This window comes from Bartonella sp. AU55XJBT, from assembly GCF_028618525.1.
Map to the genome: position 1 here is coordinate 1 of NZ_JAQITC010000010.1, position 21,069 is coordinate 21,069.

At 46.3% G+C, this 21,069-nt stretch carries 22 protein-coding genes; all 22 read right to left on the reverse strand.

Features of this window, described 5'->3' with window-relative positions:
* A partial coding sequence (locus tag PVV70_RS06115) for a phage late control D family protein (protein ID WP_273758476.1) occupies positions 1-714 on the reverse strand: 714 nt, incomplete at its 3' end.
* Complete coding sequence (locus PVV70_RS06120) at positions 714-968, reverse strand: tail protein X (protein WP_273758388.1); 255 nt, start codon at positions 966-968, stop codon at positions 714-716. The genes PVV70_RS06115 and PVV70_RS06120, both read right to left, overlap by 1 nt.
* Before the next feature lie 5 nt (positions 969-973).
* Positions 974-1,426, reverse strand: a complete 453-nt coding sequence (locus PVV70_RS06125; protein ID WP_273758389.1) for a phage tail protein — start codon at positions 1,424-1,426, stop codon at positions 974-976.
* Between the two features lie 13 nt (positions 1,427-1,439).
* A complete protein-coding gene (locus PVV70_RS06130; RefSeq protein WP_273758390.1) occupies positions 1,440-3,782 on the reverse strand; it encodes a phage tail tape measure protein in 2,343 nt (780 codons plus the stop codon).
* Between the two features lie 131 nt (positions 3,783-3,913).
* Positions 3,914-4,327 carry a hypothetical protein gene (locus tag PVV70_RS06135; RefSeq protein WP_273758391.1) on the reverse strand — a complete coding sequence of 138 codons (414 nt, stop codon included), beginning with the start codon at positions 4,325-4,327 and terminating at the stop codon, positions 3,914-3,916.
* Positions 4,328-4,336: 9 nt separating this feature from the next.
* Positions 4,337-4,855, reverse strand: a complete 519-nt coding sequence (locus tag PVV70_RS06140; protein WP_273758392.1) for a phage major tail tube protein — start codon at positions 4,853-4,855, stop codon at positions 4,337-4,339.
* Positions 4,852-6,141: a phage tail sheath C-terminal domain-containing protein gene (locus PVV70_RS06145; RefSeq protein ID WP_273758477.1), complete on the reverse strand. Its 1,290-nt coding sequence runs from the start codon at positions 6,139-6,141 to the stop codon at positions 4,852-4,854. The genes PVV70_RS06140 and PVV70_RS06145 overlap by 4 nt, the downstream gene beginning before the upstream one ends.
* 202 nt (positions 6,142-6,343) lie before the next feature.
* Positions 6,344-7,705 carry a Bgr_08870 family protein gene (locus PVV70_RS06150; protein WP_273758393.1) on the reverse strand — a complete coding sequence of 454 codons (1,362 nt, stop codon included), beginning with the start codon at positions 7,703-7,705 and terminating at the stop codon, positions 6,344-6,346.
* A 14-nt stretch (positions 7,706-7,719) separates the two neighbouring features.
* Positions 7,720-10,863 (reverse strand): DUF4815 domain-containing protein, encoded by a 3,144-nt coding sequence (locus PVV70_RS06155; RefSeq protein WP_273758394.1) that lies wholly within the window; start codon positions 10,861-10,863, stop codon positions 7,720-7,722.
* A gap of 1 nt (position 10,864) precedes the next feature.
* A complete protein-coding gene (locus PVV70_RS06160) occupies positions 10,865-11,971 on the reverse strand; it encodes a phage tail protein (protein WP_273758395.1) in 1,107 nt (368 codons plus the stop codon).
* Positions 11,971-12,837 (reverse strand): baseplate J/gp47 family protein, encoded by an 867-nt coding sequence (locus PVV70_RS06165; RefSeq protein ID WP_273758396.1) that lies wholly within the window; start codon positions 12,835-12,837, stop codon positions 11,971-11,973. Before PVV70_RS06165 ends, PVV70_RS06160 begins: the two co-directional genes overlap by 1 nt.
* Positions 12,824-13,210, reverse strand: coding sequence for a GPW/gp25 family protein (locus PVV70_RS06170; protein ID WP_273758397.1), 387 nt, complete (start codon positions 13,208-13,210; stop codon positions 12,824-12,826). The genes PVV70_RS06165 and PVV70_RS06170 overlap by 14 nt, the downstream gene beginning before the upstream one ends.
* A 3-nt stretch (positions 13,211-13,213) precedes the next feature.
* Positions 13,214-13,414 carry a hypothetical protein gene (locus PVV70_RS06175; RefSeq protein ID WP_273758399.1) on the reverse strand — a complete coding sequence of 67 codons (201 nt, stop codon included), beginning with the start codon at positions 13,412-13,414 and terminating at the stop codon, positions 13,214-13,216.
* A gap of 18 nt (positions 13,415-13,432) precedes the next feature.
* Entirely contained in the window at positions 13,433-14,026 is a 594-nt protein-coding gene (locus PVV70_RS06180; RefSeq protein ID WP_273758400.1) for a baseplate assembly protein, read from the reverse strand.
* On the reverse strand, positions 14,023-14,550 hold the full coding sequence (locus PVV70_RS06185; protein ID WP_273758401.1) for a hypothetical protein: 528 nt from the start codon (positions 14,548-14,550) through the stop codon (positions 14,023-14,025). The genes PVV70_RS06180 and PVV70_RS06185 overlap by 4 nt, the downstream gene beginning before the upstream one ends.
* Positions 14,547-15,041: a phage virion morphogenesis protein gene (locus PVV70_RS06190; RefSeq protein WP_273758402.1), complete on the reverse strand. Its 495-nt coding sequence runs from the start codon at positions 15,039-15,041 to the stop codon at positions 14,547-14,549. The genes PVV70_RS06185 and PVV70_RS06190 overlap by 4 nt, the downstream gene beginning before the upstream one ends.
* 1 nt (position 15,042) lies before the next feature.
* Positions 15,043-15,465: a gp436 family protein gene (locus PVV70_RS06195; protein ID WP_273758404.1), complete on the reverse strand. Its 423-nt coding sequence runs from the start codon at positions 15,463-15,465 to the stop codon at positions 15,043-15,045.
* A gap of 15 nt (positions 15,466-15,480) precedes the next feature.
* Complete coding sequence (locus PVV70_RS06200) at positions 15,481-16,446, reverse strand: capsid protein (protein ID WP_273758405.1); 966 nt, start codon at positions 16,444-16,446, stop codon at positions 15,481-15,483.
* Positions 16,447-16,458: 12 nt separating this feature from the next.
* On the reverse strand, positions 16,459-16,800 hold the full coding sequence (locus tag PVV70_RS06205) for a hypothetical protein (protein WP_273758406.1): 342 nt from the start codon (positions 16,798-16,800) through the stop codon (positions 16,459-16,461).
* Positions 16,797-17,825 carry a phage protease gene (locus PVV70_RS06210; protein ID WP_273758407.1) on the reverse strand — a complete coding sequence of 343 codons (1,029 nt, stop codon included), beginning with the start codon at positions 17,823-17,825 and terminating at the stop codon, positions 16,797-16,799. Before PVV70_RS06210 ends, PVV70_RS06205 begins: the two co-directional genes overlap by 4 nt.
* Before the next feature lie 434 nt (positions 17,826-18,259).
* Entirely contained in the window at positions 18,260-19,465 is a 1,206-nt protein-coding gene (locus PVV70_RS06215) for a phage minor head protein (protein ID WP_273758408.1), read from the reverse strand.
* Positions 19,458-21,059 (reverse strand): DUF935 domain-containing protein, encoded by a 1,602-nt coding sequence (locus PVV70_RS06220; protein WP_273758409.1) that lies wholly within the window; start codon positions 21,057-21,059, stop codon positions 19,458-19,460. Before PVV70_RS06220 ends, PVV70_RS06215 begins: the two co-directional genes overlap by 8 nt.
* Positions 21,060-21,069 lie beyond the last annotated feature (10 nt).

Genomic DNA, 21,069 nt, shown 5'->3' on the forward strand with positions numbered 1-21,069 from the left:
ACAGCGCACGGGACCGCTGAACCCTGTCTGATGCTTGACTTGGCATTGTTGCCCTTTTGAGCGATCAAAATAAGAGGCTTCAATGGTGCCATATTGCGTGCGTGGCTCAAGGGTAAATTCCCAGCTGGAGCAGTCATATTTATGAATGTCGAGGGCTGGTAAGTTATCTCCGCTTAAAAATAAAAACTTATTGTCCTTGATCAAAAAACGTGCCTGCATGCGATCAGCAAGGCGAGTTAAAAAATCAACAGCCGATTGATCCGTACGAATCACATAAGGCAAAGTTTGTTTGCTAAACTGTGGACTTACCTTTGCTTGATAGCCATGGCGTTTGGCGAGTGTCTCAACAATCTCCCCAACAGTTTTGTGATCAAAATGCTCACTCGCCTGTTCTTTGAGTTCTTTACGCATCGAAGCGCTTTTGCCACAAAGGCGTAAAATTTCCCCATCACTGCTACCTGAACTCACAACGGATTCGACAACAAAACGCCCCATAAAAGCACTGATGCTGTTCTCATAGCCAAAGATCACCTGCAGAGCGTTGCCCGTTTGTGGAACCTCTAAGTAATTGCCACCATCATCAAATTCTGCTTCAAATGTATCGGCTTCATTACCGGCATGATCGGTAATGGTTGCGGTTAAAAGACGCTGGTAAAAAACCTCATGAACAGGTTTGTCTCCCACCTTGACCACAATAAAGGGGTGTGTACGCATTAATCCCATAGCCGCTTCACCGTGCTTTTGGGATTAACAAGAACAAATTCAGGCAGAATGACCGTTATGCCTCGCGGTAAAAGCACACCATATTTTGCAATCTCTGGATTGGCTTCCAAGGTGGCTTCTAAATAGCCGTTGAGTAAACCAGCTTGAGAACGGTCTCCTAAAACAGCCATGGCATGGTGAAAACAGATCAGATCAAGACTCATATCCTCTAACTCTACAACAACATGCTTTGCTGGTATCTTCATGGAGTTTATCCCTCTTGGTATTGTCCTACCTGATATTGTCCTTGTGGTTTTCCCCCATTAAAAAAGGGCAAGAGCGTAATGGAATAGCGGATACGTTGTGATTGACCAGAGCGACTGATATAGTCGTGGTCTTTATTGACACTGGTGATCACCACAGGTCCATGGAGAAGGACACTATAGGTCGTATCATTGATCCAACGAAGCATCTGGACAGGCTTGGCTCTGCGAATGGTGCTGCTGATGGCGTCTATCGCTATACGATCACCAAATTCTTCTGGAAACAACACACCATGAATGGTTTTGGGATCATTGCCATAGCCAGTAAATTGCAAACTGGGGGACCTGCCAAAACGCTCTAGGCAAACCCATGAAGCGGAAAACTCTTCTTCAAAGGATTGGAAATTCAGCCAGTCCACATAAAATTGATGCGGACCTAACATCATCAAAGGATCTCTCATAGGCTCCCTCCCCTCATTCTGTTCCTCCATGCAGAGCATTGGCACGTGCGCGTTGAATGGCGTGAGCAACCGCACGACCGGTAGCAACAGGATCACGGGCGCCATTGACATGCACTGTGACATTTTGATTGTGCGTGGTGGTGGAAAGATCTTTTTCTTTTTGCTCTCTACGAGATTGATTGGCATGACCAGCCCCCGCAAATTGTGCAATCGGTTGAATAGCTGTTTTGCCCCCAAGCCAACTTGGTAAATGAAACAGGTCGGATAAATCAACGCTGCCAATCCATTCTCTGATGCGGCTTGGTAAAGATTTAAAAAAATCACTCAACTTTGTGATGGGTGCCATAAAGCCATCAACAATCCAATTGGCCAAGTCTTCTCCCGCTTGTTCCATACCGGCTTTGGCATCATCAGAGAGCGTTTCGCGGGCAAAAAAGCTTCCTAACCAGCCCCAAAAGTTGGAGAGACTTTGCTTAAAACCCTCCCACACATTGCCAAACCCTTGAGAAACAGCGCCAAGACCCTGTTTGAACTTTTGCCAATGTTCAGAGAAATCAAAAGCATTGGCGATTATATTTTTCCATTTAGTGATCGTTGCGGTATCAGCACCAAAAAAGCGCATGACGGCTTCAAAGGCACGTCCAAGAGCGTGTGCTATTCCCCGTGCAAAGCCTTTGACAAAAGAAGAGAAACGATCCCAATATTTCCACAAAGCAAAACAGCTGGCCATGATGACCGCCACAACAGCCGCAATCAGAGCCCCTATCGGGGTAAAAACAGCACCAACCACAGAGGAAATAGCCGCCCCAACCACTTCTATCGCTGTCCCTACCCAACCAAAAGTACTCACCAATGCCACACCTGAAACCGCGATCCCCCGAAACGCAGCCACCAATAAAGTCATTGGTCGCAAAAGTTTGAGTGAACTTGCCCCAAGCCCTGCCATCAATAGCTTCAAGGAACGCCCTGAAGCTGCTAAGCCTCGCCAGCTTGTTTTAAGCTTGCCGCTCACACCAACAAGTTTGATAAAAGAGCCTATCAACTGTAGCAAGCCAAGGCGTGTCCCAGCGAAGGCAAAGCGCAACACACGCAGAGCAATGTTAAAAGCCATCAGGGCAGCTATGGTTTTGATGATGGCGCTTGTTAAAGTGGGATGGGCATTCGCCCACGCCATAAGAACATTGGTAAAATTGCCAACACTTTCCATCAAACTGTTGACAGGGGGCAGAAGCACTTCACCAATGGTAATCCCCAAAGCCACGATACGGTTTTGTAAGAGTTCAAATTGCCTGATCGCACCGGTTGCTTGTTTGTCTGCTTCTTGCTCTACCGAGCCTTTAAAGACTTTTGGGTCTTTCACATAATCTAAAGCTTGCCCTAACAATTCGGGGTTACCCACCAATTTGGCAAAATCACCAGTAAAATCGCGCCCAGCAATGGCAATCAGGGAACGCATCCCCTGTTCTGATTTGGCTAAAACATCAAAAAAGCGCACCAAGGTACCGGTGGCATCTTTGTCCAGATCTTGCATGAACTTTTCGCGAGAAAGCCCGATATTGGCAAAAGCATCTTCAATATGCTTGCCCCCCGCCTGAATGCGCGCACTCATCGCATTGAAACCACGCGCTGCACTCTCAGGCACAATACCAGCAGAAATCATTGCCGTACCAAAAGCCGCGGTTTCACGGGCAGTGAGCTTAAACATGGTTGCCGCACCGGTCGCACGATTGGTAAAGTCAGATACTTCGCTTGCCTTGGCGGCCATGTGGTTAGAGAGATGATTGATGGCATCGCCTAAATCTTCAATGCCTGCTTGATTAAGCTTAAAGACATTGCGCAATTTGGCAAAACGCTCACCAATCTCATCCCCCGTCATATCAAAAGCGACAGCTGCTTTGGCAGCGTAAATGCTAAAAGCTTCTAGATCTTGTTCGCCAATCCCAGCTTGGCTGGCACTGGTCATCAGTTCCAAAACTTCACGCGCCGCTAGCGGAATCTTGGTGGAGGTTTCCAAAGCAAAGCGGCGCAATTCCTTTAAGCGATGAAGGGGAGCATCGAGAACTTTTTCCAAGCCTTTCATCGATTGGTCGAATTGCATGGCTTTATAGAGGGGTGCAATCAAGGTTGCTGTTTGCGCAAGTGCACCCACCATGCGTCCACGCGCATGGTTGAAAGCATTTTCCGCATTTGCTGTTGCTTCCCTCAAGTGCTCAGGATCAAACCAATTTTTAAAGTGCTGCCGTGTCTTGTTTTGGAAATGGGCAACATCTGAACTAAAGGCTGCAAGATCACGCTTAGCAGAGGCTATCCCTTCTTGCAGATGATTAACAAAACGCACAACAAGGGAAACATCCATGATCGTCTCTTATCCTAACTGATGGCTTTCATATTCTTGTTGTTTCAGGCGTGCTAATTCTTCTCGATAGGCAATCACATCCAGCCAATCCATCTGGTTTATCTCTGAAGGAGACCAGTGATAATAAAGCGCTAGTTCTGCTCCAAATTGTCCGGCAGAGAGGATTGGCGTTGCGTAAAAAAAGAAAAAAAAGCCTTAAACACGGCCATAATGTCAACAACATCAAGACGATCAATCAATTCAACGGATTCATGAGACATATCGGCTAAAAGCACAGCTATTCCTTCCATAGCCTCATGGGTCAATAAAGCCTCACAAAGCTTGGCAAAAAGAACATCATTGCTCAAGGATGTTTTATCTTTTTCTACAGCGGGCAAAAGTGACTTCGCAAGCTGTGGTCCAATCAACACGGCTAATTGCTTAGCTTGTTTGAAAGTGGGGCGATAAAAGGTCAATTTCTTGCAGAGAGTTTCTTTGCCACCTTTATCTTGATAAAGAAGCGGAACAGCTAATTCCACCTCAATGCTTGTTTGTAAACTTGTCATGATCAATTCCTATAAATTGAGAATAGAGCGGCGGCGAGAACCGATCTCTTGCCCATTGCGGACAAGCCAACCGCCCCGTTTAAAGGAAAAGCGATGCAAAACAGAACCATCCCAAAATTCTGTATAGTCCCAAATATTTTTGATCTCGCAATCATAGCCTGTCGCTTTTCCAGCCGTTAAGCTTTCGCTATCAACTTTGACCAAGCGCCCCGTGACATCAATGGAATGTTCATGCTCGCGCCCATCTTCTTCAGACACCACATGTTTTTTGCCGGTAAATTTATGACGAAGACCAGGAGGACCTCCAAAGATGCCGATAATTTCTGGGGTGTGGCTGCGGATTTTCATTTGCAAACCGAGAGCTTTCACACCAAGACCGCTCACATCAATTTGCATATCAGAACCGCCTGGTTGATAGGTTTCTGTGATTTCTTCCAGCGTGGGCAATTTAAGCGTTTCAAGATCGAGATGAAGATTCACATCATCATCAACAATTAGCGTAAAACCGCGTACAATGCGTAAAGTCATGCTTCACTCCTTGCTGCTTTGCGATAAGTTTCAAGCGTATCGCCAAATTGATAGGTCATTTTCTTTTGGATATCTTGCGCCAACCGGTCAAAATAAGCGCTATTGCGCCGGCTGCCGAAACTCAAATCTTCTAAAGGTGGCACTTCTTCTGCATCAAATTCCACCCGTAACTTTCCAAGCTGTAAAGTGCTGTTGGAATTTAAATCACGATCAAACCAAACCCGCCCACCAAGCAATGCACCACGGGCAATCATATCATCAAGAAAGCTGGTCAAAGAGCGGGTGATGGCAATAACATGTTGACCGGTCAGATTCTCATCATTCGCCCAAGGGCGGAAATTGTTAATGATGGTTTTTTCCAATGCTGCACGGGTGCGCACCACATTGACAAAACGCCAGAGTGGATCGCTAGAGGTGGTATGGTTGCCCCATAAAATGCGTCCATTGGCAGCCATTTGCCCATGGGCATTTTGGCTAAGCCGTGCTGGAATAAAGGTAGCAATATCGGCTTGATTGAGGCGATTAGCCTCATGATCGATTTCGCCATCAAAATAGCTAATCGGGCGCGCCGTGCCTAAAATGCCTTTAACATCTTGGTTGGAAGGAGACCAAAAAACACCACCCCTTTGCTTATCACGCTTGATAAACATCGCCGCCGCAAAAGGGCTTGCCGGTTTAATACTCCAACCACCCTCACTATTTGCCACCCGTACAAAAGGGTCAATCAAATAACAAAAGCGTGAGGAAAAATCCGCACGATAGGCAAGGCTTTCTTCCGTGTTTTTACCACCCGTATCAAAAACCGCAATCGCTTGTAGCTTTTCGGCAACCTGTTCAAGCGCATCTGCTACGGGGTTTTTGCCATTATCAAGGCGCCCTACACTATAAGCTGGTGCCAGTAAAATCCCAGGCTCTACCCCTAAATGACCTCTAGCATGCGATAAGGCATGCACACCAGTCAAAGCCGTATTGGACCCCACCATCTCAGTTTGTGTCTCAGCAATGGTTGATTTTTCTTCCACGCGCACAAGGATAATTTGTGCCTCGATCCCTTGTGCACACACAGCATTAATCACATCAAGAGCTGTGCCTCTTGTCCCAAGCTTTTGGATTTTCTCCACCTCATGCGTAAAGAGAAGGACAGGTTCGTTGAGGGGAAAAATTTGGTTGTCAGCATCAGGAGCTGTGACAACCGCACCAATAGCGGTTTGATCAAATGTTGCTAAGGGACGGGAATCCTCACCAGCCTCTACAATGCGAATCCCATGATTAAATTCTGTTGCCATCTTGCTCTCCAAATCAATGAAGAGACTATAACAACCATCACCATGCTCCATAAGCCTGACACTGTCAGTCAAAAAAAGCCCTTTAAAAGGGCTTTAAAAGAGCGATAAAAGGGACTTAAAAAAAGACTATTACAACCTTAAGCCATGATACAACAAGCATCAATTTGACTTGTGCTATCTCTTTGGTTAGTCGTGCATCCATTCATTCTTTCCATAATCTTATAAGGACAGCGCCATCGGCTCCAGCACCGCTTTGAGAAGAATCAGAGTGAGCACCGGCACCGCCACCACCAAAACCACGCCCTCCTTTTCCTGAAGTATAGGAACCTTGCCCTATTCCTCCAGAACCACCCCTTGATGTATCACCCCCAGCATCACCTCCATTCCCACTTTTACCTCCATAGCCTCCACCAGTCCCAGCATAGCCATTCCCCCCTTTGGCAAGCCCTAAGTGTTCGTCCGTTGCCAAGCCGAAGTTTCCACCAATCCCTCCAGCTCCACCATATCCTGTAGAATAGTTGGAGTCATTGCGATAATAGGCACCACTGCCGCCACGTCCTCCCGCGGCGGTAATAAAATTTTTTCCAATGACTGTTGCTCCTCCAGAATTGCCTGTTGCACCGCGTGATGCAACACGAGCTCCTCCTAAACCAATTGTGATATCCTCATGACCGTTTAAACTTGCTTTATAGCCATACCACACGCTACAACCACCTCCACCACCTCCACCACCCAAACATGGAGTATCAGCTCCACCTCCACTGCCACCACCACCCCAAGCTTGGATTTCTACTTTGGTTTTATCCGTTACCCAATCGGGCCATTGAATTTTCCCATCCTGTGTATAGAGCAATTCAGCATCAGCAAGGGCAGTCCAATTCGTGATTTTATCAGTCAAATCTTTTTTAAGACTCTTTATTTGTGTCAAGATAGCTGCATCCACTTCGCTCTTAGTATAAACCTTGTTACCATCAACGGTTAGTGGTCCTTTAAGCAAGCTACCACTCGCACTTAAATTTGTTATCACTTCACCATTATGGATAAGGTTCAATGATGCGTTGCCCAACAGTTCTAAGCCACCACTCATGGTGATTTTGCTGGTAAATTTATTATAACTTTGCCATTCATTTGGACTTGCTAGACGTCCATAACTTGTCAGATCTTGATTGATCTTGGCTCTAAAATCATCAAGCCCCACAATATCTTCGGTTTTATGTTGGTGTGCACCTAACAGGGAGACAGCACTGCCAAAGGTGAAGTTATTATTGCTTGATTTATAGAGAACATAATTATTTGCTGCATCCTTAGCGCCCTCGATATCGCTTAAATCAGCAAAAGTGAAGGTTTTATCCGCTGCCATCTTGGCCTTAAGGGTTGCTTCAAGATCTATGACATCACTTATTGTATGCGTATGTTTTAAAGGGGCTTTTTCGTCTAGCTTGTCCTCAATATCAACAATGGCTTGATCAATTTTCGTCAAGTTTTCCCGCAAGATTGGGAATTCAGAACTGATAAAGCGCCCTTCTTTGGGCAAGTCCATGTCGAGTTTTTTGGTTTTTGTCATCTCTCATTCTCCCATCACAATATGCCGGCACCAAAATCACACACCATGGAACGCGCTGCTGGTCCACCGGTAAGGGTGAGTTTGAGGCGCGCTTGTTTGGCTGTTTTGTCGCTGCTCACAAATTTTCGCTCTGTCCAAAGCGGTTCAGATAACTGCTCTGTTTCGTCTAATGTGAGAGGGGTGAAAGCACTATCATCCAGTTGCATCTCGAGTGAGAAGGTTGCACCGCCCGGTAAAAAGGTTTTGATATAGCTCGTTAACCTTGCCTTTTCCCCAAAGGCAAAAGCCCTCGTGACATAAGTGGCTTCCTTATGGATCTTTCCCGCAATCAATTGAACAGGAGCAAATAAGACCGGTGAAAGCTTCTCTGTCCCTTTGAGAATGGCGCGAAGCTTTACCTTTTCACTGATATATTCGGTAAGGCTTAGCAATTGAAAGGGAAGCAATTGATAAACCGTGCCGTTGGTTCTTTCAATTTCAAAGATGACAGAACAGTCGCTTGAAGGCAATTCAATGGCTGCGCGTATTTGTAAATCAGAGCAGTCCACAAGATCAAATGTGCCAAGATCAATGGTTTTTTCTGTTTGTGTGTAGCGGGCCGCCAACACACGAAACGCCAGTGCTTCATTTTGATGGGCGGTCCAGCTTTGCGCGTTAACTGAAGAAAAGCGTGGACCCGTCACGTAAGGGTGACTCGAGACGTATCTCTGGTGTTCTGCATCAAAATCTCCAAGTTTGGCGAGTGAGAGGGAATGATCAGCATCATCAGTTTTAATGACAAAAGCTGTTAAGCGGTCATCCATCACAAGGAGTGGTACATCATAGCGTGCCTCTGCCCAACCTAGCTTTGCGCCCTTCATAGAATAAAAGCTTTGTGCTTGAATATCGGCGGTCGGATAGCCATTTTCAGTGGTGACCAAATCAATCACCAGATCATGGTTCTGATTGCCAATTTTGCAAAGATGAAAGTCAATCCCTGTGATTTGCCGTGTTTCATCGGGGGTAAAGACTTGGGCTTGCGGGTCTACTTGTGTCCATATTTTCACTGTGGTGGTACGCCGCATCACCTTTACATCAATCACCCCTTGACCGGTAAAAAGCCCCGTTGCTGTTGTTCCACCTTTCCCTCGTGCTATAACATTTTTTGTACCGGCGGGAATGTTTGGAGGAATCTTGAAACTCCCTTCAAGGGTGCCTTTGGTGTTAGCAACAAGCTTTGTTTTTGGCAAAACATTCACACCATCAAAGGTAAGACTTTCCAAGATTTCGCTACTGCCAAAACCTTCAATTTTAAAGTGAAGGGTAATTTGTCTTAAGAAATCGATTTGTTTTTGGGTCTCATTGATGAGATCATCATGCACTTCTGTGTTACGGATAGTTCTGCCACGGTTCCTGCCCATGATGATCTGATTGGTGACACCAGAGAGCCAATCGGTGCGCTGTTCGTGCCAAAAATCTGTTGCGGGGTCAACAGTTACTGTACCAGGCAGGGGTGCAAAATTTTGATAGGGATTGATTTTTTCGCAAGCCGTTGTCAATTCTTGTGCAATGATCACTTCATTTGTCCAGTCAAGGGTGACAGGCGCTTTTAAAGGAGCAGTGTAAAATGTTGGATCAATGGCGAGCTGTAAAATGCCACTGCCTACAGCGCCTGTTTGCTGAAAGCCTTCATCTCTGTAAGAGTCATCTAGAAAAGGGTCAGCAAACATGCCTTTTTTAGCGACAGGCTCTTTAGAGTCCACATTGCTTTTAATGCGCTCTAATTGCATCAACCGGTCAAGAGAGAGCACCCGTTGAAAATAGCGCCACATCTCATCATAGGGGGCAACACGTGTGCCATCATTGACAACTACCGGCGTTTCAAGCCAATTGTTGGTGATAGTTGCAAGGGACAACACATCATCAGGGACACTTGGTGCCATGGGTTGGTCTGATGAAACCCCTTTGATGTAAACCACATTGCCTTGTGTGTTGAGACCTATACGGTCAATGCGCGGTAATTTGTAAGTATAACTGACGATAATATCACCACCATCAGCACCACCTGATACTGTAATTTCCTGTGCTGTGACTTTATCTGCTTTTATGCTAGCGCGATAACGGTACGTGACCGTGTAGCTACTTCCGGGGAGCGGCTCATCTCCCACGGGTGCCCAATCAATGGTGTCTCCTGTTTTTTTAAAATCTGTGCCTTCTTTAAATTCCTTGCTTCCTTGAACAACTTTGATAAACGCGGTGATGCTTTTATCAGGAACACCATCACGCCCTGAAGCAACTGCACCACGGGTTAGTGTGACAGTTTTTTCTTTTGTAAGCAAAAGAGAATGAATATCGGCAATGGGAGCATAATAGGTTTTAAAGGTAAAGCTTGTCTTGCCCTTTTGAGGCGCAAAAATATGTGTTTCGCTTGGAACAACGCTTGTAGAAAAATCTTGCATCTCTTCATGGCGCAAGGCGGCAAGGCGCTTGCGTTTAAAGCCATTAATATTGGCTTCTCCTTCTTGAATACTAAACACTTGGCAGCCGTTGTTTTGTCCCAATGCGCTCACACGGCAGCCACTCACGATATAATGTCCATGGGCTCTGTCATATGTCGCAATGGCTTGCATGGCGGGTTCAAGCAGTGATGGGGATTTTTGATCAATCAGAACACCATCTTGTAAGATATAAACCGGAAAGAAAGTGCCTTGCTGTGTATCTTCTTTCAGTGCCCAAACAAGCTTTGCTGTTTCGCGTGCGGCACCAGGCTCTCCTTCTGCCAAGGTGCCAGGGACTTGCCCCAAGAGCTCCGGATCATCTTCGTGTGTTATCCATTTTTTTTGCAGCTTTACACCAATTTCCAAGCGTCCGATCATGGAAACATTGTTGAGTACAGCTTCAGAGACTGGAAAGATATCGCCTGCGATATAAATCTTGCCATCCGTTAAAGTGACGGTCCTCATGTCTTTATTGACAAAAGCATCAGCACGTTCAACGCGGTCTCCTTCTTTGGCCACAAGACGCCCCAAACGGTTATGGCGTCCCCTTATGATGGTTTGAACTTCATTGAGTTCACCACTTTGAATAAAAGGACGCGTGCCATAAAAGACAACGCTTTGTTGTTCCTCTTTGCCACGAGATCTGTCAATTGCAAAGGGCAAACCACTTTCATGCTTCATATTAAAACCTCAATAAAATCTTGAATTGTTCGCGAACATCGGCACGCAAAGGAATAGTGACAGGCGTTTTGAGTATCTCCACACCGCCATTCAGTTCATCAGGCTCACACCAAAGCTTGCCAACCGCTATGTTTTCTGCGGGGGTAGCGTGAACCAAAATTGAAACAAATGCTGCTTGTCTCCCGTCAACATCGTGAAAATCTGTGCGTGCTGCTAGAAAAAGCGCCGTGCCCATCGGGGATGGCTGGAATCTGCCGCTTGAATGGTTATAAACACCATCCAAAGCCTGTTCGACAGGCTGTACAGCATAGCATCTGCGAAACCCAATCACGTCATCTTGGGGGTCTCTTAACACGAGATAAAGCGTGCGGCCATGAAACCACTCTGCCATGAGTATGGCGCGTTCATGTTTTTTAACCGAACACCACGGAAAATTTGCCATATCCCATGGATAATCGATTTGATCCCAGCTTAATTCCTCATCCCCATCATCTATCCAATTGCCAATAAGCTTGCCTTCTTCTCTTGTGAGAACGCGCTCTATCTCTGTCGTGCGCCCAAAGGAAAACAACGTATTCCCAGCTGTTAAGCGCACACCGCTCTCATACTCCAACATGCTGTCATCAAGCCGTGACATATTGCATTCAACAGCTTGCACATCATAACCCATGACACCACGGCGAAAATCAGAGCGCAAACTTTTGGAAAGGTCGGTAATTGCTTCAATGGCTTCAAGGCTTTTCCGTTCAGGCAACTGATCAAAGTAGAGTTGAAAGGCGTTCCACCATGCACGCCCCGTCCATGCAGGTTGAAAGCGTGCTGTAATCTGGAGCCATTCAAGCCCCAACTCTATTGCCGCAAGAGAACCGCGAATATTTTGCCATGCAAGACCAGAATCAATCAAATCATAAAGGTTAGAGAAATAAGGGCTTAATTCTTGTAGACCATATTCATCAATTAAAAAGGGCAACCAAGAAGGCGGACGCGTAATAAATTTTGCACGGGGTATTTCTTCGAGTGCCGTTTTAACGTGAGGCTCAAAAGCCATTGCTTCTGCCAAACAGCGTTCAAACAAGCTCGAATTTGGGGGCAAAAGTGAGGAAAGCATCAATAAGCACGCCCCCGTTCAGACAAGACAATATCCCCCAAAGCGACCGCTTCATCCGGTGCGACAAAAATATCCTCATAAGGTTGTGTTATGTTCACATGGTGAACACCCTCAACCATCAAGCGGCTTAGGATCCAACTTATTGAGAGATCACGCCCAAGCCTTTGCGCACGCGCCCATTCTACTCTTAAATTCTGTTCCGCTTTTTCCAAAACAAAGGTGCCTTCATCCGGTAACAACCAAAAATCAGCAGAAATATCGATCATCCGCTGCACCGCGCTTTTCACAAGGATCTGGTCATTGGTCATTTTAACATGAGGCTCATCAAGGGCTGCTTGCACCTTTGCAACTAAAGCCTCATCAGCCATCCCTGAAGGGGCGTCACTAAAAAGCGCAACATGAATAAGCGGGCTTTTACCCTCACGATAAACAAAAGCATCTTTGACATGGATATCACTTGAGAGGGCAAAATATTGATACCGTGGTGCTGTGCCGCCTGTGGAATGTCCTTGTCTATTTAAGCGAATACGGCGGCGCAAACGCGCATCATCTTCATCCAAAAGGCGCGTGACTCCATGAAAATCCCCCAAATAATCTAAACTTGTTCCACGGGCAAATGTGAGTAAATTATCGCGCGCCACTTCATTCATCCGCTGGCGCAAAAGCAACTCTTCATAAGCGGCCGCTTGCAATTGAATGACTACCGGATCATAAGCCGTCTTTTCCACATTATAAGGGATATGATGCGCTGCAAAAAGCTCAGTCAAACGCATGATCTTTTGCTCTAAAATTGCTTCAACAGAAAGCTCTTCAATAATTTGTGGCAAAGGGAGTTGTGGGAGTGGTAAAGGTTCAAACTCTGTCATCACCAACCTCTAAATTGATGCTCATGGGCTCTTTGTGTGACCAATCCCCCAAATGCCCATCGGGATAAAAAACACCGGTTAAAACAAAATGGAATGTGCCTTCACGCGTTGCTTTTGTCAGATCAATCCTCTGTAGCGAAAACCCAGGCTCTCCACACTCTGGATCATCCAAAGCTTCAACAATTGCTTGATAAAGCTGCATCATCGTCGCAGGATCAGCATTGGCATCTTGGAATTCTCTAACATCACACCCATAATGACGACGCAAAACCCGTGTTCCCACCCTTGTCATTAAACATTTATGAATGGATTGTTGGCAATGATCCCAACCATATAAGAGAGAGCCATCCTTTTCGCTCATCCCGCACCGCATGCTTTAAGCACCCTTTGTTGTCTTTGTGGTAGAAACCGTTGGGGGGGCAGAAACAACAGGTGCTGGTTTTTCAGCAATCTGACCAAGCAACAACGGATATTTTGCCGCTTCCTCACTTAAACAAATTTCTTCACCTCTGCCCGGTGAACGCTGACCTGCAACAAAATCGGCATTGGTTAAAATAACATAAGTATTCTCACGCATGATAAAAACTCCTTCATCTCAAAGAGGACTAGAGGTTGTGGAGGGACCCATGTTGACCCCACCGTGTTTGTGGCTTGCGCCAACAGATTTTTGATTGTGCTGTAAATCTTCTGCTTGAATCTGCACGCTGCCTGTCAATTCAACACGGGTTGATTGATGACAAAGCACCAGCCCTTGTGCGCTCAAACGGATTTGGTTTTCCCCATGAGAGAGAATAAGCTCATCCTTCGTGATACGCAAAGCACCACCCGCATAACACAGAGCAAGCTCTCGCAGTGAGCGTGCGGGATTAGGTGCATCCTCACTATAGCTATCGCGTACAACCAGAGAGGCAGAACCAATTTCGCCATGGGGATTTAACAAGCGCACCGGATCACCAACATGGAGGGGCATATTGCTTGAAACAGCACCAGAAGCTTCTTGCGCTTGTAGCCAAGGCGATAAAACCGCTTGTCCATTGGAACCCTGTTCGGAAAGTTTTACCCGCACCCTATGGCCATCAACTTCTGCAACCCGCCCAATCATGTGCTGGTTGGCAAGACAGCGTTCAAGCGCATCAAGGCGCTTCATGATTTGCCGAAAGGTATCGCTTAAGAGATGTGCATCATTCATGCCCCCACCTCATCATCACATGAGATCAATCCGGCTTTAAGTTGTCGTTTGTCTTCACCCGCAAAAATATCTTGTCCTAAATGATGCAAATCTTGATGCCATTCCACCACACTAATCGATACACCGCGCTGCTTAATCGCCGCAGAAATAATGGGGTCAATTGACACATCCTGCGGGGCGCTTACATGCGTTAACCCCCACAATTGTCCGCTATGGCATAAAACCCCTATCGCTTCTGCCAAAAGCCAACTGGAAACATCCCGTTCCTTGCCCGTGGTGATAATAAATGCCCCTAAATGAAGCTCTGCACTGATCTGACCAGAAGCAACAGAACTTAAGCGGCTTTCTAACACTGCAACACGTATTGCTGGCGCAACAAGCATTTGTGTTTCAAGTTCTTCCAAGTTAAAACGCCCAAATTGGCAGGCACAATCGCGCACATCCGGCAGAGCGCTTTTAAGGCTCCTTATCACCGCCTCACGAAACGCATTAATACGCCCTGCTTGTGTGACTGTTTGACTCATGAAAAGACCCTTCCCAGCCAATCTTCTGCCGCTTTGATAATTTCCACTTTATTGTGTTCTGAAAGCCCTAAATAGGGGCGCGCCGGCATGGTCACTTGAGGCACACAAACAAAGCGCTGTGCCTTGCTGCTTCTCAAGAAAAAGCGTAGGGTTTTGCCATTTTTCGGGCGAATAACCCCACCCAATTGATGAATCCGCGCATAAACCAACCCAGAGCCCACAATCACCTGTTCTGGTGAGGCTTTCATATCAATGGAGCGTGAAAGCGCCCCACTGGCATAAAGAATGGAGGTGCGAGCATGATTGTTTTTCCACTTCTCTCCTTGGGGGGAGGTTTTTTCGCTTTGAATCCGCCGCCTTGTGCTCTCTTGGATAAGACGCCCAACCCCTTGTGCCAAAGTCCCCATCGAGCTATCAGCGCCCTTTTGTAAAAAGGATAAAGCCGCTTCAAGCCCTGTCTCTTTAATCTCAATATGGGTTGAAACAGACATGTTACCTACCCATCAAACGCGGCTTAGCATGAAAAAAAGCCCCATCACGCACGGGGCCATCTTCGCTCATAATTTTAGGTTCATCGACCCCTAAACCCGCTTTGCCTTCCGCAATGCGTTTCAAAAGTTCAACCGCCTGTTTGTAACGATCTTCAATGGTTGTGGTCAGTGCCGTATGGCGTATGGCTAAATTATAAACAGCAATATTGACACAAATCATGCCCAGAGCCGCCGGCTGTCCAGCAATCGGGACCAAGTAGCGATGAGACAAATGCACATCAATCTCACCGCTTGCTTGGTTTAGAGCGCGGGCAATGGCTTGCTCTGAAAAAACTGGATCAGAATTCTCATCCATTCCACATAAGTCATCCAAGAAGTCATCACCCCAGAGCTCTTCAATCAATGTTTTGCTTGCATAAGCCATGTTTCAAAGTTTCCCTTAGACAACTTCTTGCAATAAAACGCCGGCATCTTTTGCTGCCACCAATTCGCACACACGTTCCCCCACACGCACCCGTTTACCGCCTGACAAGCCGATATCTGGATCTTGGATCACCCCTGATAAACGTTCACCCAATTGGGCGCTAAAACCCCAACTGATGACCGATCCATCCGCCTGTTGTTTGGTGGGGTCAATATAAAGCAGTGCAATCTTATTGCCCCAAACACGTGCCAATTGTGCTGAACGCCCTTTGCGGGCCAAATTCACTTGCGATTCACCAATGAGTAAACGTTCAGGGTGTATTTCCATCAGATCAGCAAATTGCGCCTTGGTGACAAAACCATCAGCAGTGCCACCTCCTTTAACGGCTTTAATGATTTTAGGATGGCGTTTGAGTTTTGACCAAACAACTTTGCCCATCACAATGGTGTTGGGCGTATAGACGAGAGCTTTATCCATCGCCTCATCTAAAGTGGCATAAGGGTCAGATTTTTCATAATCACTAAATTTATTTTCACCTTTGAGCGTTATCACCCGCTCTGGTGCGTAATTTTCACTTCTTTGTACAAGAGCTGCAACACGTACTTCACGCCCCAATTCCAGCAAATTGGCAAGTCCCTCTACAGCTGTTTTTTCGGGATTATAACGAGAGCGCTTTTCTGCCCGTGCGCGAGCTGCTGCTTCAATATCTGAATTGGGAATAAGGTCATCAAGCCCGTAATCTCTCACACTAGCTTCCCGTTCAAAGGCAGAAAATTCCACCACATTCGGGCGTCCTTTCCGCCCAATTTCAAGTTCAGGAACCGTAAAACTTTCCGCTAGAGGAAATTCACTATATTTAAACACCTCACTTAAAACAGAAACGCGGGGCAAAACTTTATCGCCAATAAGAGAACCTGCTGGATTACGATAACCAATAGCAATAGCAGTGAGTGTTGGATCAATGGGAAAAGGTCTGTTCATTTTAAGCCTCGATTAATTCATTTTAAAAGGAATAACATCACCAGCAGAGCCATCACTCATGGCAATGCCAATGGTGCGATCTGCTGCTTCTGCCTTAATGGCGTGCCCCTTTGGGTCAGAGGTCAAAAAATCACCAAAGGAAACATTGCCCCCACAAACCACTTCGCTCCAACCACATTGGCCAACATCAATCATCTCACCAGCCTTTGCGCCAAGAGAGCCAGCAGTCCCTAATAATTTATCACCCTTACCAGAAGCCGTTGCCACCGAACCATCGGTGCGCGCCGCAACAATGCAATAAGGTGAGATTACATCGGTGGCGCGAAAAGATTTAATCAAAATCATCGTACTCATGATTGGCGCTCCTTTTGTTCGCAAATATAATCAACCGCTTGGCTAATGGTGATGTCGAAGCCTTTTTTCTTCTGCTCTTCTTGATAATGGCGTGCTGCAAGAGCAACCTCTTCTGGAGCAAGCTTTTGTTCTTGCACCAAAGCACACGCCTCTAAAGGACTTGTTGAGGCAAGCGCCGGCAACTTCTCGACCAAACTTTTAAAATGCTCGATGCCCCCTTTAAGGCTACACAGCGCACGATATTCCTCGCGCGCAGCCGGCAAAATCTTACCCTCTTCAATTGCCTTGTCTAAAAGACTCTCAATGGCACTGTTTTTTTGCTCTTCTTGCAAAAGCGCTAAATCTTCTTGCGCTTTTGTTAATTGGGCATTTAATTCCACGCGTTCCTTTTCGCGCGCTTTAAGCGTTGCTAAAACCTCATCTGCTTTAGCATCTTCTGCCAGCGATAGTGCACTGGCAATGGCTGTCAAATCCATCATTTTCTCCGTCAAAGTTATAGGGGAAGGCTGTTCACGGCTTAAAGCCGTCATGACAAGGGCTGGACGGTTCACCAAACCAGCACCGGCTAAATTCAAAATTTCACCTTTCTTGGAATGGCGAAACTCAGGCGAAAGATAGCGATATTCTCGGGCAATAATTTTTTTGGTAGCCATATCAGTCCATTTAACGCGTCCCCAAATCGCACCATCCCGCTCTGCCAATTCTTCAATCCAGCCACTTGCAGGCGCTTCTAAGCCATTTCTCGCACGGTGATGTTGCCCATGCTCATAATCAATCACAAGCGGTCCTTTATTGGCTGCAAAAGCCTTTAAAATCCTTTGTGGGTCATAATGCCATTCCCGTCCATCACGCGCCTTCACATGGGGCGCTTTGGGCAACAACTCGACCCATTCCGGTGCTTGGCTAACGGTGATATCTTGGCATAAAACGTCTGGGCAAAGATCAATAAACTTGCCATGAAATGTCTCGTCATGACATATCTCAGCCTGCCCTTCTTTTTGATCTTCGTAAAATTCTTGCTCCATACATTGCCTATTGCTTTACAATTATCATTGGCAATACAATGCACGAAATCCCCTTCAACTCATAAGCCTGACAGTGTCAGTCAAAAGAGCACTTCTTAAAAAAAGCACTTTTTTTCCCTCTTATAGCCTGTAAGAGAAACCCCAATACCAAACCCTCTCATAAAATCGTTTTCAAAGGCACTTCAAAGGCGATAGAGCGCCATTGTGAAGTGAGAGGTACAAATTATCACTCCATACAAAAAGCCTCTCTCAAAACGCGTTTTTTTTAAAGATTGCTTTTGAATGTTTAAACTGTTAGATTACCCGCGAGGCGTGAGCCAGTTATACCAGGACGGTTTTACCGGACCTGCGAGGAGTTGACCGCCCTCCACGCCTTCTCATTTTCCTCGCCTCTTTTCCGTTAAAATCATAGGACTTTCTTCCTGTTGTTCTCTTTATAACAACCTCTCGCCCTTCTTTTCAGCAGCATGTAACAAACGTTGAATTTCGCGAAAGCTCTTTTTATGCATGGAGGTCAGCCACCATTCTTGTTTGCTTGCTACCCATTTGACCACAAAGCGCCACCACGCCCCACCACTTTCACCCAAAAACACAACACTCTGTGCATCTTTGCGTCTGATAACGCCGTAGGGCTTTATGAAGGTTTGAATGGCACCACGAAAATCCTCCAAGTGAAGAGCACGTGCTTGATGCTCTAATAAAATATGTTTCACACTGTCTGAAGATAAACGAATAAGAGAACTTTCTGTTGTAAAAGCGTCACGCACCTTTTGTGGTATAGGTGCAATGGGAATAAATCCACGCGGCATATGTCCTTCAAACATCGCTTCCAAAAGTGGTGAGCCCACAATATCTTCAATAGCAATGCGTTTGCGATTGTCCCCCATTAGGGAAATTTTATCACTTAAAAAATTGCTTAAATTTTGCGCGCGATGTTTCCCGGGGTTAGAATGCCATCCAGGATCAATGCCTACGGGTATCTTTTCAACAAGCCCCGTCCGCTTATTGCGCCAAGCCCGCTCCTCCACATGGGGTGGCGCTGCCCCCTCTTCATAGCCTAAATTGTCTGCCTCATAACGGCTTACCTGCCGCACACTGCATTTACATCGCCAGCCATTGGGGGGATAAAGCCAATCCCAAATGGGATCATCAACCGGTGCCGTAAAACCCACCCAACTTTCATGTTCTAAACGCTTATGTTCTGAACTCGACAACGCATAGGTCAGATAAGGCAAAAACTCTTTATTATTTTGTGTACGTTCCCATTCACCTGCCGCATGGGCACTCATGGTATTGGCCCAATAGACCGTTTCTAAACGCCGCGGGCTGCCCAACTGTACCACACTTTTTTCACCCGTTTTCGGGTCAATGCTGGTCTTTTTCCCCCACCAGCCCTTTTCCTGTAAAATCGGCATCAAATTTTTTTGAAACTCTTGGAAAGGAACTTGATGCTTGATAGCGTCTCCAACCGCTTGTTTAAAATCCTCTAAAATGTCATAGCCTACTGATTTTGCCACCGTAAAGGAAAAGGCATGCTCTTCTGGTGCTATATCCCGCCAATCAAAGCTTGGAACAATATTTTTGGCGGCAAAATAACGGGTGACCTCTTTGGGTGCTGTTTTAAAAAGTTCCTCATCCATGATACCCCAGTCCCCGCGCAATCATTTGCACCTTTGCCAAGCGTGCTGCCAAGGCATGATGATCCATCTCGCCCAACAATTCATCTAAGCCTTTGAGGATATCCTCATAACTTTTAGCCTCTCTCACAAGCTTTTTAAAAGGCTCTAAAAGGGGTTCTAAATCCTCTTCCCAGTCACTTAAAGCCTCACTCGAAAGCCGATCCAATTCGTCATGATGTTTTCCACCCTGCTTTTTTCCACCCTTGCCCTCTCTTGTCACAGAAACATCAACAGCACCCCCACAATCAGCACAAACATGAGCTTTTTGTTGCCCCGCATCATCCTCTTGTCCCCTCTCATCATCAAGCGCATTATCAGGAGACTTTAAAACATCTTCTTCCTTTTTTGGTTGCGAAAAGCCAATCTTATTGCGTACTTCTTGCGCCCCAACACGCAAACCTAAAGGCACGAGTTTTTCCAGCGCATCACTAATCGCTTTAATATCTTCATTTTCCGAAATCGGCCAATAGACAAGGGGGTAGCGCTCTTGGCGCCCAAAATTAATCTCAACAAACGGTACAATCAAATCACGATTAGCTGTCAAAGCCAATTGCCGTGCATCAGCTCTGGCAATATCATGGCGCACATTTTCATGGATGCGGGCTTGCGAAAAAGACGCCCCATCATCCGTCGTCATCGTTTGCCCCAACACCCCTTTAGAGATCTGTCGATCTAAATATTCCGCCTTTGCGGCAAAAACCGCATTGCCACTGCCTCCTGCCGCTTCAATAAACTCAATCTCCATCTCTTTGGGAATAACGGCGGCCGCATCACTGGATAAATCACGTACCGCTTGAATAAGAACCCGCCGCTCTGCTTCAGAAGAGCTCGCACCATATTTACCTACACGCAAAGGCATGCCATAAACTTCTAAGAAAGCCATCCAATCTTTCAAGGTATAAGACTTAAACAAAAATGCCCAAGCCGCAAGTCTGGCAAGCCCAGAGCGGATTGGCAATCCACTTTTTAACTTTGGTCTGTGAATGGAAAATTTATAAGCAGGCAGTTCACTTCCGTGCAAAGATCCCTCTTCTTTTAAACGCAAATGAAAACCGTCTCGCCTATCCAATTGAAAAAACCGCTGATCACGCCACCTCCATGCAACCGGCCACCATTCTTTGGCACTCTTATCCCACAAGGTTTCAACAACCGCATAGCCTTTGCCCAAGGCATCTAACAAATCCGCCACATAATCATCAACAAAAGTAGGCGCGCTAATCACTTCGCGCACCGCATCGGCTATTCTTTTATCCTGTGCACTGTTGCTTGCCGCAATCACCCCAGGCTCCACACCTGTCAAAGCATTTTTACGCATGCCAAGCACAGCACGATAATGCAAATCACGCTCTTCCATATCATCGGCAAGTTGGAAAAACTGTTCTGGATAACCCCGTGCTGCTTGTTGCAAAATATCAGCAAGTTGCATAGGGGTAAGACCACTCACAATGGTTTGTGACCACACATCACGAACACCATTAATGGTAGGGCTTGCGACTTCTCTCTCCAACCCTTTGATATGAAGCGCCCTACCCCACTGATCTAAAAGTTTTACCATCTCATTATCC